The sequence below is a fragment of the Roseobacter denitrificans OCh 114 genome (genome assembly GCF_000014045.1).
GTDB lineage: Bacteria > Pseudomonadota > Alphaproteobacteria > Rhodobacterales > Rhodobacteraceae > Roseobacter > Roseobacter denitrificans.
In genome coordinates this window covers 3,590,393-3,605,479 of record NC_008209.1, presented here as the reverse complement: position 1 = coordinate 3,605,479, position 15,087 = coordinate 3,590,393, and the positions used below count along the sequence as shown (strand labels likewise).

The window sequence follows — 15,087 nt, the reverse complement described above, 5'->3', positions numbered from 1 at the left end:
GTTACTCTTTTGGCCTTAAGCATCATCTGTTTTCTTTGCAACCGGTAAGTGCAAACAAATGCTGCGCGTTTAACTGCACCGATTGTGGCCCAATTCGGCGGTTTTGCGCGTGTCCGGCGCGTTTTTTTGCCGCGCGCGCAGTCACATCAATGCGCAATCCGCGCCCGGCGGCAGGGGCTCTGCGCCCTCTGGCAGCGTGGGCGTATACTCGAAACTTGCAATGCTTGTCCCGCTGTCAAATGCGATGAACAGCTGGTTCGAACCGGGACGTATCGCAATGCCTTCGGGGTCCATGCCATATTCCAGCAGCGACGCGGTGGCGAGCAACTGGCCGTCAGCATCAAATTCGTACAGGCTGTTGGTGCCCTCCATATCGTCAACGATCAGAAGGTGCCCGCTGCGTGGGTCACGGGCGATGCCTTGTGCTTCGCTCAAAGGGGGCGTCAGTGTCATGGTGTCGATGCGGCGGATAATTTCGCCGGATGGGGTCATCCAGGTCAGGTATTCGGGGTCGTCCTCAACCATGATCAGCGTGCCATCTGCGTCCACCGCCAGGCCTTCGGTATCAGCCCATTGCGACGAAATCCGGAACGGATCAGCCAGCGCTGCGCCATTTTTCGTGATGCGCTGGAACCGCCCGGCGCCATCGGCCACGAGCAGATTATCCCCTTCGAGCGTGATCGCCTTGATCCTTGAAAGCCCGGAGGAAATGCGGCGCAGTTCCAGCCCGTCAAGCGTCATCAGAATGGCTTCGGGGCCTTCATTGGCAATCCATAGCCCGCAAAAAGCCGGGTCATAATCAAGGCTGGACGGGTAATTCAGATCGAACTGTCCGGTCAGTTTCAAATCCAATGCAGATCCCGGACCAGCGAAGCTCAGAACAAACAGGATGACGAAACGATACATGACAGACCCTCCGTTTTGCGGCGCCCTAACCCGCGCGTAATTCCCTGCCTCGTCGGTGCGCTGGAAACCATAATACCCGGTTCCAACATTTAAGCATTATTTGTCTTGACCTCTGCGTCGGATCGCTCCCAGGCATCCCAGTCCGGCAACGCCTTTTGCATTTGCGCTTACGTAACATAAGCCTCCCAAAGAGATGACAAATCGACCTTGGCCCCCAAGCGTCCGCAAAGCAGGAAGACGCCGCTAAATTTTCGCTGCAACAACAGGACATCAATTGGCAAGGGCGGCGGTACGAACCCCTCCTGGGCCAGTGCCATGCCTTCGGTTTGCATCTGTTGCGACAGGTCGGTTGCGGCAAATTCAAACTCTGTGCTGTCGCGCAGGGCGCCAAAGGCGAGCCGGATCATCTTCACGATCCGATTTTTGTGTACCTCCGGCGTGTCGGCGGCAAAAAAGCCAATGTCCTGTGCCGTTTGAAAGATCGCGGCTGTGTCGTCCTGCAACCCGGCGCGCATCAACACACGGTATTGTTGCACGACGACCGGATCGAGCGTGCGCGTTGCGCCAAAGTCAAGCAAGACGACTTGGCCCGTGTCAGGCTGATATCGATAGTTTGCGAAATTCGGATCGGTTTGCATCAAACCAAACTCGAAGAGTTCTTTCAACGTCAATTCAATCAGATGTTTCGCAATCCGGTTGCGCGTCTCCTGCGGCGCATCCTGCGCGCTTTCGATGGGTTCGCCTTCGACATAGCTCATGGCAAGAATGCCGGCTGTTGTCCAATCGCGGTATAGTTCCGGTATGATGAAGGCCGGATCATTGCGCAGCAGTGTGCCAAAACGCATCAGTTGCGCGCCTTCCAATACGTAATCGGTTTCATCATGCAGTTGTTTGCGCGCTTCTTCCAGATAAGGGGCGAGTTCGAAGCCTTTCGGCAAAAGGCCTGACATCCGCATCAGAACGCCGACATTTGCCACATCGCTGTCAATGCTCCTTGCGACACCGGGGTACTGCACTTTGATTGCAAGATCACGCCCGTCTTTCAGTTGCGCACGATGCACTTGCCCGATGGACGCCGCGGCAATGGGGCGGACGTCGAATTTCTTGTATTTTTGCAGCCAGCCTTCAGGCCAATTTGCAGCAAGTACCTGTTTGAGTTGTGCCGGCGGCATGAAATGTGCATCATCTTGCAGTCGAGCCATGATCTGCGCGAGTTCAGGTGGCAAAACATCACCCGTATCCATTGACATCAATTGACCGATTTTCATCGCGGCGCCGCGCATCTTTGCCAGTTGATTGGCAACGCGCGTGACATTCTGCGGTGTAAGCAACAGATCCCGCATCGAAGGGCGCTGACCTTGGCCGAGCTGCGCCAAGCCGTTTACGGCCATACTCCCGGCCACGCCGGCTGTCATGGAACTCAGACGGCCCAAACGGGCGATACGCCCTGACGGGACGGCCAAGGCGCGGGGATCGTCAGCTCTATCAATCATGGGCTTGACGTAGGTGGCAAGTACCGCACGGCAATGGAGGTTCGTGCCATTTTAGCGTGACTGAGCGGGAGTGCGGGTAACGGGTGCGAGAAAAACGTTCGAGAAATCGGTTACCGCCTTGGACAGATGCCGAGTTTGCCTGTGTGAGTGCTTAGGCTGTGACGGATATGGAAATTGCGAGCGCTACCTCTCCCCAAATGCGTTTTCCAGCGAACGGCTGATTGGTTTTAGCAGATATGCCAATACCGTTCGTTCATCAGTCACAATTTCGGCCGTTGCAGTCATGCCGGATTTCAAATCCCTTTGCCAGACACCTTCACCTATCGAGGCGTTGCCCAAGGCAACAGTGGCACGAAAGTGTTCTTGACCCGTATCGCTATCCATCACCGAATTAGGTGAGATACTTATGATTTCGCCCTCCACTTGCCCGTATCGTCTCGGATCGAAGGTGTCGAACTTCAATGCAACCGGATCACCCGTTGAAACATGACCGATGTCAGATGGGTTCACTTCAATCTCTGCAACAAGGCTTTGCTGAGTTGGAAGAAGTTCAAAAAGTACGTCCCCAACATTCACGATTTCGCCCGGATTTGGGAAGCCAATTGCGTGTAGAACGCCGTTTGCGGGCGAGCGTAATTTCAGCTTGTCGCGTTGTTGCACAACGGTTTCCAATTGACCCTTCAGCGCCTCGCGTTGCAATTCCAGTTCAAACAGCTTTTCGGTGTATTTTTCCTCCATAGACAGGCGGTTTTGCACGACCGAGGATTGCGAAAGGCTAACCTCCTTTTGAAGTTGGGACAGTCGTACATCTACATCAACGAGGCGCGCCTGCAATTGGTCCAGTCGGTCCTTTTGCGCATCAAGATCGCGCGAAGTGGTCAGCCCTTTGTTGAACAGGTCTTCATCTTTTTGGACTGACAGTGTTTTGGCGATCACGCGCTTTTCGGCTAGTTTTCGCGCACGCTCAAGCGTTGCGAGCGTTTCTTCCAGCCTTGTTATCAATTCCTTCTGCGCGCGCTGTCTGCTCTCAAAGAGTTGCAGTTGGGTATCAGCAAACTCCATCTCAGGATTGGACAAGGGCTCAGTCGTCGGATTGTCGGTTGTAACACCTGCAATTATTGCCTGAAAATTTTTCACTTTTGTTTCAATCGCCAGAAGCTCTTGGCGCAGGTTTTGTTCGAGTTGGTCCAGGGATGCGGAGGATAGCTCAGCCAAAACGTCACCGGTTTGAACCACTTGTCCTTCGTGAACGTGAACTGAAACGACTGTCCCGCTTTCTGGTGCCTGAATCTGGTGGTATCTTCCGGTCGGAACAAGCGCGCCGCTTGCGCGTGTCAACTCAGGAACGACTGTGGAGGCGGCCATCCACAAGGAACCACCAAGAAAGCCAACAAGCGTCAGGATCAGCAGGCTGGCCAGTTTCGGGCCCCGCCGCGCTGCGCGGGCGTCAGACTTCGCGAAAACACCCTTTTTGCCCCGTTTCAACTTGGTCTGCGTCATGTCAACTTGCTCCCGTGCGGTTTAACAAAGCGTTGAATTTTTTGAGGCCTGCATTGCCAAGGTCATCCGCGACGACCCTGCCGTTTTGCAAAAATATGTAATGGTCTGCCAACTGGGCAACACTGATGTCCTGCGTCGCAACGATGAACGTGCGAGAGCCTTTGAGGTCTTGCATGGTGCGGAGCAATGCAGCGCGGTGCTTTGTGTCCAAACCCGCGAACGGTTCATTAAGCATGCAAACAGAACCACCCCTTGCGATCGTGCGCGATATCCCCAGAGCTCGCAGGGTTGACAGTGGCAGCGTGCTGCGAAACGCCTCGGATAGCCGTGTATCCAAGCCATCGGTAAATCCGTCGATTTCTTCGAGAAGGTCCATCTGCACAAGGGCCTCAATGACGTCATCCCGGCTTAAAGACGGTGCGGCCAGTTTGAAATTCTGATAGATCGTGCCGTAAAACAACTCTGGCGGTGAGAGGCAATAACTCACGGAGCGTCGCAAGTCATCGACTGCGATGTGCCTTAAATCCAGATCATCAATCTGAATTGAGCCCAAGCTGGGTTGATAAAAGCCCTGCAGGAGGTTCAACAGAGTTGTCTTTCCGCTGTTGCTGCTGCCACCGAGCACGACAAACTCGTTTGCTTTGATGTCCATTGATACTTGTGACAAGACCGGCGCGCTTGCGGAATCGTAACGATGTGTAACGCCTGAAACAGAAATCTGACCTTTGAGTGTTTTCTGATGGTTCTGTGCTACGCCGCGTACCATCTCTTCGGGCAGGTTCAAAACGCGGTCACTTTGCGTCTTGCTGTTTTGAAACGAAACAATCTGCGCTGAGTTTGCATAAAGAGCCTGTAGCGGTGTCAGCACTTTCCAAACCAAAGACAAAACGGCAATCAAAGCGCCAAAGGACATAGTGCCTTGCATGGCACTGAGCGTGCCAAGAATTACGGCGCCCAATCCAGCGATTGCCATCAGGCTTTGGCCAAGGTTTTGCGTGACCAACTGGAGTTGTGATGCAAGACGCGTTGCGCGCGCAGCTTTCCGGTTCATAGCTTCACCTTGCTTGGTCCAGTGGTCAATTAGGCCAAGTCGCTGAATTGCTTGTTGATTTTGCGCGGTTTCAAACATGTAACTTTGCAAAGCTGCTTTGTGCTCTGCCGCACTGGCGTTGCGCGACGTTTGTATCGGCAAGGTAATGCAGGTGATGACAACGAATACGATGATCAGCGCTACGATCAAAAAAGCGATTTGAGGTGATAAAATGTATAAAACGGCCAGAAAAATCAGTGTGAAGGGTAAGTCGAGTACCGCCACCAAAATCTGGCCGGTAAATACATCGCGCAGGCTTTCAAACTGTCTAAACCTCGCCAATTGTTGTTCAACGCTGGCCTTTTGGATTTGCGATACCGGCAGAGCAAGTATCTTTTGAAACAAAGCGAGGCCAAGACCAAGTTCGGTTTCGCGCCCCATATGAGCGATAACCCGATATCTGATGAGGCGAAAACCAGCGTCGGTTGCCAATAGAATGAGGGCTACCAGAGCCAAGGACGTTATCAGGTCAACGGAGCCTGACGGGATCACACGGTCATAGATCACCATTATCAGCAAGGGTGTTGCAAGACTTGCCAAGTTGGACATGAACGAGGCAATGAACAACCATGGCATCAGACCTTTGAAGGGCCTGGTAATCTGGCTGAAACTATACCTGGTTTTCGCGTTTTGTTCGTTTTGGAACCGCTCAAGGCGGACCAGTCGTCCCGCCAAACTACTTGCTTTGACCCAGCGAGGGTCGGTGTCTCCCAGTTGGCAAACGAGAAGGTTGCCTTGGTCGGCGTCAAGAATTGCTTGCATGCAATCTTGGGTATCAACGAACAAGGCAGGGCAATCGTCAGCTTCTATTTCATTGAGTTTGCAGCGTTGCGAAGATGTGGGGACACCCAGATTTCGAAATGTGCTCACCATGTCAAACGGAGTGAGTTCGTCGGACATGTGTGGCACAGCTTCAAACAACCGATTTTGACTGCTGTGCCAACCTGCAGCTGACATCAATTGGTTGAGCAGGTTGAAGCTGGGTGAAACAGCTTTGTCCATCACGCGCTCCGCTCTTGTAAGGGCCCGATCATCAATTGTTTGGCCGCTCGTCTGTCGGCATGACCGTCTTCAATCCAAGCATCGATGTTTTTGGCCTCAGGTTGGTTGAGATTCAAACTTGCGTCCGCGTATTCCAGCAGCTCTTGGTCCATACTTGCGATTATGAGTGTCGTGTGTTGGTGAATGTCCTTGATCAGCGACAGAAAGCCATCGCGGGTAACTTTATCCATCGTCGCAGTGACATCGTTGAGAAGCAGGATTTTTGGTTGTAGCGCCATGGCCCTGACAAGAGAAATCCCCAGCAAAGCTGCCTGGTTGTTCGTTAAGGCCGGGCAGTCTTGCATCAGCGTATTGTAGCCAAGTGGTAAACGATGAAGTGCTTTGTCGAGCCCCAAACGCTCTGAAAACTCCAGCGCCCGTGCAATGCTTTCGCCATCCCCGAAAGCGGAAATATTACTGAGGACCGTACCCGCAAAAACAACAGGTTGTTGGTCGGCATAACCAATTCCACCGGTGCCTCTGGCATGAATCATGTCATGTGCAGGAACGCCATCGACAAGCACGCGTCCCTTTGTCGGTTTTTTCTCGCCCAGTATCAGTTGCATAAGCGCGGATTTGCCCGAACTCGCATTCCCAAGCAGAGCAAGGCTTTGATTGGGCATGATATCGGCGTTTAACCCTTGAAAGAGATAGCCATCCTTTGTCGGGTGTTTCAGCGCAACGTCTTCAAAACAAACGCGTCCCGCGAGCGGCGTTTCGTTTCCATTTGCCGTTGTACGGGAGGGAAGCGCAAAAGTTGCGTCCAATTTTGAACGGGACAACGATAGGTTTTCAGACTGAACCCACAGGTTGAGTGTTTTTAACATGGGTTGTATCGTGCGGCCGTTTAGAAGCATGCAGGCTGCAAGTTCGGCGATACCTAAATTACCGACTATAATCAGGTATCCGCCAAACAACCCCATTGCCGCCACGGCCATCTGCGAAAATAATGCGCCAAAAGACTGCGAAAAGCCGGAAATCTTGATAACGCGCTGACTTATGTCGACGGTCTGATCCTGCAACAATTCGTAGCGTCGTTTGATCTGGGCTTCCATCGCATTGGCTTTGAGTGTCTTGATTTGCGACAGGACCTCAACGAGGAAGGAGTACCGCCTGTCATCCAGTTTCTTGCGTTCCTCAAAAACCGAGGACTGGACTTGCTTCAGCCCGATTTTGAACATGATAAGCAAGGCAATACTGGCCAAAGGAACAAGAACCAGCCAGCCACCGATCAAACCGATCATCGCAACGAACAGTGCAGCGAAAGGTAAATCTATCGCTAAAATTCGCCCCTGACCTGCATAAAAGGTTCTGACTTGGGAAATTGCGCCAAAATGATCCAGATGCGCAGCCGGTGTCACCTTGGCGAAAGCGGTCGGATCGGCGTTAAGACTCGTTTGCATGAAACGAGTTGTCAGCGTCTGGTCAAACACCTCGCCAACGTTGCTTAACAGGACGACGCGGGCCCACTTCAATGTGAATTCCAGTATGGCGACCAAACACATCCCCAAGAAAAGGATGACGAGCGTTTCAGTCGCTTGGAAAGGGATCACGCGGTCGAAAATCTGCAGAACAACAAGCGGCAGGGCGAGCGCGAGTATATTTAAAGCAAAAGTGGCCGACAAAACGGCGGCGCCAACCCTTGGCCGAATTTCTTTTGCTACTGTCGCTTCGTCTGATGAGGTCATGCCGGCCCACTTTCCTTACAGGATTTGGATAGTGCCGGTGCGTTTACAAATCACTTAACCTGACTGCGTATGAACATAAAGATAAGTAAACTTTGAACTGTATTGAAAGAACGCGTTAAGACTTTTTTTCCATGTTTCTTTCATGCTGCCCAAAATTGACGTGGGAAGTTCAAATGGTTGACGATGACTATGCAGACGGGTCGCAAGGTGCGCCACAATCAGACGCGGAAGATCTTAAAAAGAAGGTCGCAGAGCAGTCACTGAAATCTGCAGGGCAGGTTTATGAAGACCCTGCACGCGGATCGCTGCATTATGGCAAAGACGAAGATCCTGAGACGGCGAACGAAGCGTTCCTCGACGGTGCCGCGCCTTTGATTCCTCAGCAGGGCGGGGCAGAAGACACCATTGCATCACAGAGCGAATTAGGCACGGGACCAACGCCTGACTTGCCGGCAAACGCCGCCGGGCCTGGCGCGAGCGAGTTTTCTTATACCGAGGGTGCGCTCTCACTTACGGATGCCGCGCCGCACTCAAGCGCGAACCGCTCGGCGCGCGCAGGCGAAAACCTCGACATTCCGCAGGTGACATCTGCCCAAAGCCCTGCCGCTGTGATCGACCAAGAAGAAGGGATGGTCGCGCAAATGGGTCAACGGCAGCTGCCAGCGGGCGGCCAGATGAGCGCAGAGACCACTCAATCACAGGGTTCTGAGGACGCCGCGCCCGAAGCAGTCCACCTTTCGAATGCTGCAATCGCGGAAAACGTCGAGGGGGCCGTTCTGGGGCGGTTGAGCGTCAGTGATGCTGACGTGGGTGATGTGCACCGTTTTTCTGTTTCGGATGATAGGTTCGAGATACTGGAGGGTGTCGTCAAACTTAAGGAAGGCGAAAGCCTGAGCATGGATGATGCTGCCAGTCTTACGCTGGAGATCACAGCAGTAGATAGCGCAGGCGGTACCGTAACCGAGCAGTTTTCTGTGAATGTTGTTGATATGCCTGAGGTCAGCCTCGACGCCGGGTTTCATGCCAGGTATTTCGATGTAGACCAGACCCTGCGCAAACTGGATGATATAGACTGGAGCGCAGAACCAACGCATCGGGAACTCGTAGAGCATATTGATTATACCAATGGCAGGGGTTCCTTCTGGGAGGGAGGCGCCACAGATACATTTGGTGCACAGATCAGCGGAAACATTGAGGTGGAAGAAGGTGGTACGTTCAATTTCTTCATGGGCGGCGATGATGGCGTGGTTCTTTACGTCAATGGCATAGAAGTTATTGAGGATGATGGCCTGCATTCCTACCGGACGCGGTCAGGCGAGATCGACCTCGAACCCGGCACCCATGTGATCGAGATACGCTATTTTGAGAATTACGGCCACGCGGGCCTGAAGCTCGAATGGGAAGGACCAGGAATTGAAGGCCGTGAATTGGTCACGACGCCACCCGTTGATGATCTGCAGACGGTGACTGGCATGCCGCTTTCTGTCCGTCTGGATATTGAACAAGGGTATGAAAATACATCTCACACGATAAAAGGCTTGCCCGACGGTAGTATCGTTCAGCTTGGTGACCAGCTCGTAGAGGTTGGCGAAACAGGCAGTATCGATATCTCTGGCAAGGATGTTTCTGTCGTTCAAATCACGCCACCGGTTGATTTTACAGGTGATGTCTCTGCGATCTTGAAAACGACGGTGACGCTTGAGGGTGGTGGTGTTGCAACAAGCCAAACTCCGATGGGTTTCAAGGTCAACGCTCTGGACATGTACACACCTGAGCTAGATGTCCAAACGGGTTTCAAAGCTACCTATTTCGATGTCGACCACAGTTTGAGCGCGCTGGATCAGATCGACTGGTCTGGCACGCCGACGCATGAGGAAGTCGTCGGCGAAATTGATTATGAGAACGGTGCAGGATCGTTCTGGGAGGGTGGTCCCAAGGATACATTTGGTGCAAGAATTACGGGCGACGTTACCGTTGAGGAGGGCGGCGTATACAATTTCTACCTCGGTGGTGACGATGGCGTTGTCCTCTACGTGAATGGTGAGGAAGTGGTTGAAGACGACGGGCTGCATTCCTTTCGGACCCGCGCCGGCGAAATTGAGCTTGAGCCCGGGACGCATGAAATCGAAATTCGTTATTTTGAAAACCACGGCGTTGCAGGGTTGAAGCTGGAGTGGGACGGCCCGGGAACAAATGGCCGGGAGCTTGTTCAGGCGGATAGTGATTTAACTGCGGAGCAGAATGGCGCGATCGACATTCGTCTTGATACCTCCGGTTTTATGTCTCACGGACCTGCCACGCTGTCTGGTCTGCCTGCGGACACCATTCTGGTCAGTGGTGATATGACTGCGGTCGCAGATGGGAATGATGTTGTGCTTGAGGGCTGGAACCTCGATTTGATCGAAGTCATGCCCCCTCCCGGTTTCTTGGGCGATATAAATGTTGATGTGTCAGTGCCTTCTTACGCCTTGAACGGCTCCGAACAGGAAGTCAGTACGTCCTTTCAGATCAGTGTTGTCACCGACGAGCAAAGTTTGGAGAGAAATGGAGGTCAGGAAGATCTCGTGCTGCTGGAACAATCAGATGATTCCGAGCAGACGTCAGGGTGGTCCGCCGATGCGACCGACGGGGGTCGTGATAGCAGTTCCGGTGATGACGACATATTGGACGAAGCTGTCGCCAGCGGTCAGGGCGCGGAACAAACGTTTGAGGTCGCGGAAACCTATGAGCGACAGGATTGGTGAAACGTGGCTGCGGTAAGCCACCGAAGTCAGGTGCCGAGACTCGTTTGTGCAGGCAGCCGGTAAGCCGCGTTACACTCAGAAGCTCTATGAGGACTTGAAAGCGGGGCAATCCTTGTGAGCCAGCTGCCACTCGCGCAAAGGTTGGGGTTGCGAGGAATTGATCTAACACTGTTCATTGTTTCTGCCTCAAAACCTGTAAGGCAACCGGCGAGGACAAAAGCGCACAGATCGTCCTCGGATGAGACGACTGAGCAGTGACCCCAGCGCGTTCCGAACATTCCAAGGAGGTTGCGCGCGCCAATACAGCGTTTATGCGCTTGCTTTTTGCCATCTCGACCGGTGCGACGGTTTTGAACCCCGAGCAGAAGATATTCGACCGCAAGGTTGGTCTGTAAAGCTCTGGGAAGTGATAGCATTTTCCAGTTGGTCTCATGGTGTTCGCCGCACCGACGTTCAATGGCATGACTAGGGTGCCCGGAATGGCCATAGCTTATACTCGAGGCGTCTTTAACACAGGCTGTCAAGGTTGCGGTTGTTGCGCTGGATAGACGGAAGTGGCGCGGGTCGAAGGCAGTTTTTTGATGGTGCCCGTTTGTTTTGCCTGCCAGAAATGGCGGTTAGCAATCAGGACTGACAGCCTAAGGGTTCGCTTCCGTTGATTGTACAGGCCTTGATCAGGCAGGCGATGGCTGTCCAGTTTTCTGTGTCTTGATCATGGCCTGCGATACTGCCTTTGTTGTGTTGTGCATCAGCTTGATTGCTGCGAGGAAAATGAATCGGTGCGGACCAGTCACGCTCTTTCTGCGCGGGTGATCCTGAGGTGTTTCGCTGGCGAGTCCAGCATTATAAAGCACCAAACCCACCGCACCCCGTTGGCAGGCTAAAGCATCAAACGCAGTGCCGCCGCGCGAGCGAGCAAACGAACGCCATGAGCGTCACAGCGCTTTACTTGCAACATGGTTCGACTCTGCGCAGTATGGGATCGGCGATACAAGAGTAGATTAACCTTGCCCAAATCATCAAAGCCAAGATCGCCCGTTACAATGCGGGACGTTGCGCGGGCCGCAGGCGTTTCCCGTATGACAGTATCGCGCGCGTTGCGCGAAAACAGTCCCATTTCATCTGAAACACGTGAGCGCATTTTGCAACTCGTGCGCGATATGAACTACGTGCCTGATCAAATGGCCGGCAGCCTGACCACGAAAAGATCGGGATTTGTGGCTGTTCTGGTCCCCTCGCTGAACAACCTGCATTTTGCCGAGACAGTGCAGGCTTTGACGGAAGAGCTAGAAAAAATTGGTCAGCAAATCCTGCTCGGTTACACGGATTATTCAGTCGAACGCGAGGAAAAGCTCGTTGAAAGCATGATGCGGCGCAGGCCGGAGGCGATCGTTTTGTCCTACGATGGCCACTCTGACAGAACCATTCAATTGCTCGGCGAGGCCAATGTTCCCGTTATCGAACTATGGGAACGACCGGACAATCCCATCGGGCACACTATAGGGTTTTCCAACTGCGAGGCAGCGGCCGAAATGACGCATGGGCTGATCCAGCGTGGATATCGCAACATCGCCTTTCTGGGTGAAGCGGATGACGCGTGGACACGCGGCGCGGCGCGGCGGCGCGGCTTTTCGCAGGCCATGCAAGCTGCGGGCTTGTCTGCACACCGGATCCTGCAACTGGGAAAACCGCCGCTCTCGATCCAGGATGGTGCCGTGGCAACGCCGGAACTGCTGCGTCGGTATCCGGATGTGGATTGCATCTTTTGCGTCTCGGATGTTCCGGCGTTCGGGGTTTTGTCCGCGCTGACCGGGTTGAACAAATCGGTGCCTGATGACATCGGCGTCGCGGGTTTCGGTAATTTTGAAGTGTCGCGGTTTTCAAACCCATCAATCACGACCGTAATTGTGGACCCAAAACGTATCGGTCAGGCGACAGGGACCCTTTTGTCCGACCTGTTTTCTGAAGCGTATGCCGCAAACGCGGCCCCAAGGACGGTCGCTGTGAAGGCCGAGTTGAGCTTTCGCGGCAGTACCAAATCCGGCTGAATTTAAAAGAAACGAAGCTGACACCTTCAAAAATTACTTGTGTTACCGGTCACAATCAATACGGTGGCGTGAAAATGTGACATAAGGTGCGGGCTGAATGCCGACTATTCATCTGGAAAACCTGATCAAGCGATACGGTGACGTAGAGGTTTTGCACGGCATCGAACTTGAGATGGCCGATAACGAATTCACGGTTCTTGTCGGGCCTTCGGGTTGCGGAAAATCCACGACGTTGCGCATGATCGCAGGGCTTGAGGATGTGACAGAGGGTGAAATCTACGTGGATGGGCGGCCCGTCAGCCGACTTGAGCCAAAAGACCGTGATCTGGCGATGGTGTTTCAGGATTACGCGCTTTACCCGCATATGAACGTCGCTAAAAACATGTCCTTCGCTTTGCGCCTGCAAAAGCGTCCCAAGGCAGAGATCGACGAAAAGGTCCGCACCGTCGCAGCGACCCTCGGGTTGAGCGATTATCTCAACCGCAAACCGGGTGAGCTATCAGGCGGTCAACGTCAGCGGGTTGCCATGGGGCGCGCGCTGACACGGGATGCCAGCACATTTCTTTTTGATGAACCGCTTTCGAACCTTGATGCCAAGCTGCGCGGTCAGATGCGCGCCGAACTGGCACTGATGAGCCAGCGTGTTCATAAGAACATGATTTACGTCACGCATGATCAGATCGAAGCGATGACATTGGCGGACAGGATTGTGGTGATGCATGGTGGGTACATTCAGCAGCAGGGCACCCCAGAAGAGCTGTTCAAGCACCCGGTCAACAAATTCGTGGCGGGTTTTCTGGGCATGCCACCGATGAATTTTCTCAACGCCGAAATCGAGCAGCGGGACAACAAGGTCTATGCCAAGGGTGACGGGTTTGATCTGTTGCTGCAGGGCGAGAGGGCGTCGGCGGCCCTGCGGAACAAAAGCAAGGATGTGATCATTGGCGTACGGCCATCCGACCTGACCTATGCGCCCGATTGCGACAGGGAGCATGCGTTGGAATTGCATGTGATGGTGTCGGAATACGTAGGTGCGCAGTCTGTTTTGCTCTGCACCTGCGGCGGGGCAAAAATCATGGTTGAACTTGGCTCGGACACGCCTGTCGCATTGGGCCAGACGCTGACGTTTGCGGTCAATTCAGGGGGGATACATCTCTTTGACCGCCAGAGTGAGGTTGCACTGTAGCGGCCTGAATTTTTTATGGGAGGAACCAGATGTATACGACACTAAAACGGGCAGGGATCAGCGTTTCCGCTGCGCTCTTCATGACGGGTGCGGCTTTCGCTAACCCTTATGCTGAATACGCGGGCACGACGCTGATCGTGAACTTTCCCGCACACCCGCATTACAATGCGGCAATGAAGGTTCTGCCTGAGTTCACCGCAGAAACCGGGATCGAGGTTGAGGTTGATCAACTTCCCTACCTCAAGATGCGCGAACGTCAGACGTTGGAGCTTGCGCAGGACGAGGGGGAATACGACCTGATTTCCTATGTTGTGTTTTCAAAGGCGGACTACGTTTTCGCGGATCAGCTTGAAAACCTTGCCAAATATTTCATGAACCCCAAGCTGGCTGACCCGAATTATGATGCCGAAGACCTGATCGACGGGTACGTTCAGAACATCGGTGTTGCGGGCGGGGAAAAAGGCTATCTGCCCGGTCCGACGGGCTCGCTCTTCGGGATACCTTTCGGGTCGGAAACTTCCGTGCTGGCCTATCGCAAGGACATCTTTGAAAAGCACGGGATCGCCAAGCCTGAAACCTACGACCAATTGCTGGATGCGGCGTGTAAAATACCCGAACTGGAACCCGGCATGGGCGGTATGGCATCGCGTGCCGCATCCGGACACCAGGCCAGCCATGCGTTTTTGCTGCACCTCGCGCCATTGGGCGGGCGCGTGTTTGATGATGCGTGGAACCCGATCATCAACAACGCCGCGGGCAAGCAGGCGGCCGAGGCGCTGAAGACCATCGTGGATTGTGGCCCCGAAGGATCGCTCAGCTTTGGACCATCCGAGGCGGCGGCGGCCTTTTCCAACGGCGAGGCGGCCATGTTCCTTGACTCCATCGCCTTCATGCCCGGGTTTGAAGACCCTGACCGCTCCAAGGTTGTGGGCAAAGTCGGCTATGCCATGCACCCCGAAGGTGTGCGCCGGGGCAGCCAGACAGGTGGCTTCGGAATCGCGATCCCGAAGAATGCTGAAAACAAGGAAGCCGCCTTTTTGCTGATGCAGTGGCTCACCTCCAAACAAGGGGACCTCAAGGTCGCGATGGCCGGCGGCAACCCTTCGCGGTTCTCCACCTATCAGGACCCCGGCCTGAACGAGAAATTCCCGTTCTCGGCCACATTCGGTGAGGCGCTGAAATATGCAGACCCGGACTGGCGCCCGATCATCCCCGTCTGGGGCAAGATCAACGCTGATATCGGCACCACGATGTCCAAGGTGCTGACCGAAGATCTCGATATCCAGGAAGCACTGGACGGCGTTGCCGAGCGGACGCGCGCCGTGATGGAAGACGCCGGCTATTATACCTGGCAGTAACCTCCCAGCGTTCGGGGCGCGCGCTGTTTTGTG

10 protein-coding genes are annotated in these 15,087 nt (G+C 54.0%); 5 read left to right on the top strand and 5 right to left on the bottom strand.

What is annotated here, in order from left to right:
• Positions 1 to 141 precede the first annotated feature (141 nt).
• The 5 genes from RD1_RS17110 to RD1_RS17090 form a co-directional block, all read right to left on the bottom strand.
• Entirely contained in the window at positions 142 to 906 is a 765-nt protein-coding gene (locus RD1_RS17110; protein ID WP_011569812.1) for a hypothetical protein, read from the bottom strand.
• A gap of 167 nt (positions 907 to 1,073) precedes the next feature.
• Positions 1,074 to 2,399: an ABC1 kinase family protein gene (locus RD1_RS17105; RefSeq protein ID WP_011569811.1), complete on the bottom strand. Its 1,326-nt coding sequence runs from the start codon at positions 2,397 to 2,399 to the stop codon at positions 1,074 to 1,076.
• Between the two features lie 183 nt (positions 2,400 to 2,582).
• On the bottom strand, positions 2,583 to 3,899 hold the full coding sequence (locus RD1_RS17100) for an HlyD family type I secretion periplasmic adaptor subunit (RefSeq protein WP_081432932.1): 1,317 nt from the start codon (positions 3,897 to 3,899) through the stop codon (positions 2,583 to 2,585).
• A gap of 1 nt (position 3,900) precedes the next feature.
• The gene (locus RD1_RS17095; protein ID WP_011569809.1) at positions 3,901 to 5,991 is read right to left on the bottom strand and encodes a peptidase domain-containing ABC transporter; all 2,091 of its coding nucleotides are present in this window, start codon (positions 5,989 to 5,991) and stop codon (positions 3,901 to 3,903) included.
• Entirely contained in the window at positions 5,991 to 7,718 is a 1,728-nt protein-coding gene (locus RD1_RS17090) for an ABC transporter transmembrane domain-containing protein (protein WP_011569808.1), read from the bottom strand. Before RD1_RS17090 ends, RD1_RS17095 begins: the two co-directional genes overlap by 1 nt.
• Before the next feature lie 173 nt (positions 7,719 to 7,891).
• On the opposite strand from RD1_RS17090, the gene RD1_RS17085 reads away from it, so the two are divergent.
• The 5 genes from RD1_RS17085 (at position 7,892) to RD1_RS17070 (ending at position 15,054) form a co-directional block, all read left to right on the top strand.
• A complete protein-coding gene (locus RD1_RS17085; protein ID WP_105880272.1) occupies positions 7,892 to 10,462 on the top strand; it encodes a PA14 domain-containing protein in 2,571 nt (856 codons plus the stop codon).
• A gap of 254 nt (positions 10,463 to 10,716) precedes the next feature.
• Complete coding sequence (locus RD1_RS21185; protein ID WP_011569806.1) at positions 10,717 to 10,857, top strand: hypothetical protein; 141 nt, start codon at positions 10,717 to 10,719, stop codon at positions 10,855 to 10,857.
• Between the two features lie 684 nt (positions 10,858 to 11,541).
• Positions 11,542 to 12,510 carry a LacI family DNA-binding transcriptional regulator gene (locus RD1_RS17080; RefSeq protein WP_245897309.1) on the top strand — a complete coding sequence of 323 codons (969 nt, stop codon included), beginning with the start codon at positions 11,542 to 11,544 and terminating at the stop codon, positions 12,508 to 12,510.
• Positions 12,511 to 12,607: 97 nt separating this feature from the next.
• Positions 12,608 to 13,696 carry an ABC transporter ATP-binding protein gene (locus RD1_RS17075; protein WP_011569804.1) on the top strand — a complete coding sequence of 363 codons (1,089 nt, stop codon included), beginning with the start codon at positions 12,608 to 12,610 and terminating at the stop codon, positions 13,694 to 13,696.
• Positions 13,697 to 13,725: 29 nt separating this feature from the next.
• Positions 13,726 to 15,054 (top strand): extracellular solute-binding protein, encoded by a 1,329-nt coding sequence (locus tag RD1_RS17070; RefSeq protein WP_011569803.1) that lies wholly within the window; start codon positions 13,726 to 13,728, stop codon positions 15,052 to 15,054.
• The last annotated feature ends 33 nt before the right edge of the window (positions 15,055 to 15,087 follow it).

Excerpts from the sequence above, each read along its gene's own strand:
- RD1_RS17095 (WP_011569809.1), bottom strand. The coding sequence starts at position 5,991 with ATGGACAAAGCTGTTTCACCCAGCTTCAACCTGCTCAACCAATTGATG.
- RD1_RS17090 (WP_011569808.1), bottom strand. The coding sequence starts at position 7,718 with ATGACCTCATCAGACGAAGCGACAGTAGCAAAAGAAATTCGGCCAAGG.
- RD1_RS17075 (WP_011569804.1), top strand. The coding sequence starts at position 12,608 with ATGCCGACTATTCATCTGGAAAACCTGATCAAGCGATACGGTGACGTA.
- RD1_RS17105 (WP_011569811.1), bottom strand. The coding sequence starts at position 2,399 with ATGATTGATAGAGCTGACGATCCCCGCGCCTTGGCCGTCCCGTCAGGG.
- RD1_RS17085 (WP_105880272.1), top strand. The coding sequence starts at position 7,892 with ATGGTTGACGATGACTATGCAGACGGGTCGCAAGGTGCGCCACAATCA.
- RD1_RS17070 (WP_011569803.1), top strand. The coding sequence starts at position 13,726 with ATGTATACGACACTAAAACGGGCAGGGATCAGCGTTTCCGCTGCGCTC.
- RD1_RS17100 (WP_081432932.1), bottom strand. The coding sequence starts at position 3,899 with ATGACGCAGACCAAGTTGAAACGGGGCAAAAAGGGTGTTTTCGCGAAG.
- RD1_RS17080 (WP_245897309.1), top strand. The coding sequence starts at position 11,542 with ATGACAGTATCGCGCGCGTTGCGCGAAAACAGTCCCATTTCATCTGAA.
- RD1_RS17110 (WP_011569812.1), bottom strand. The coding sequence starts at position 906 with ATGTATCGTTTCGTCATCCTGTTTGTTCTGAGCTTCGCTGGTCCGGGA.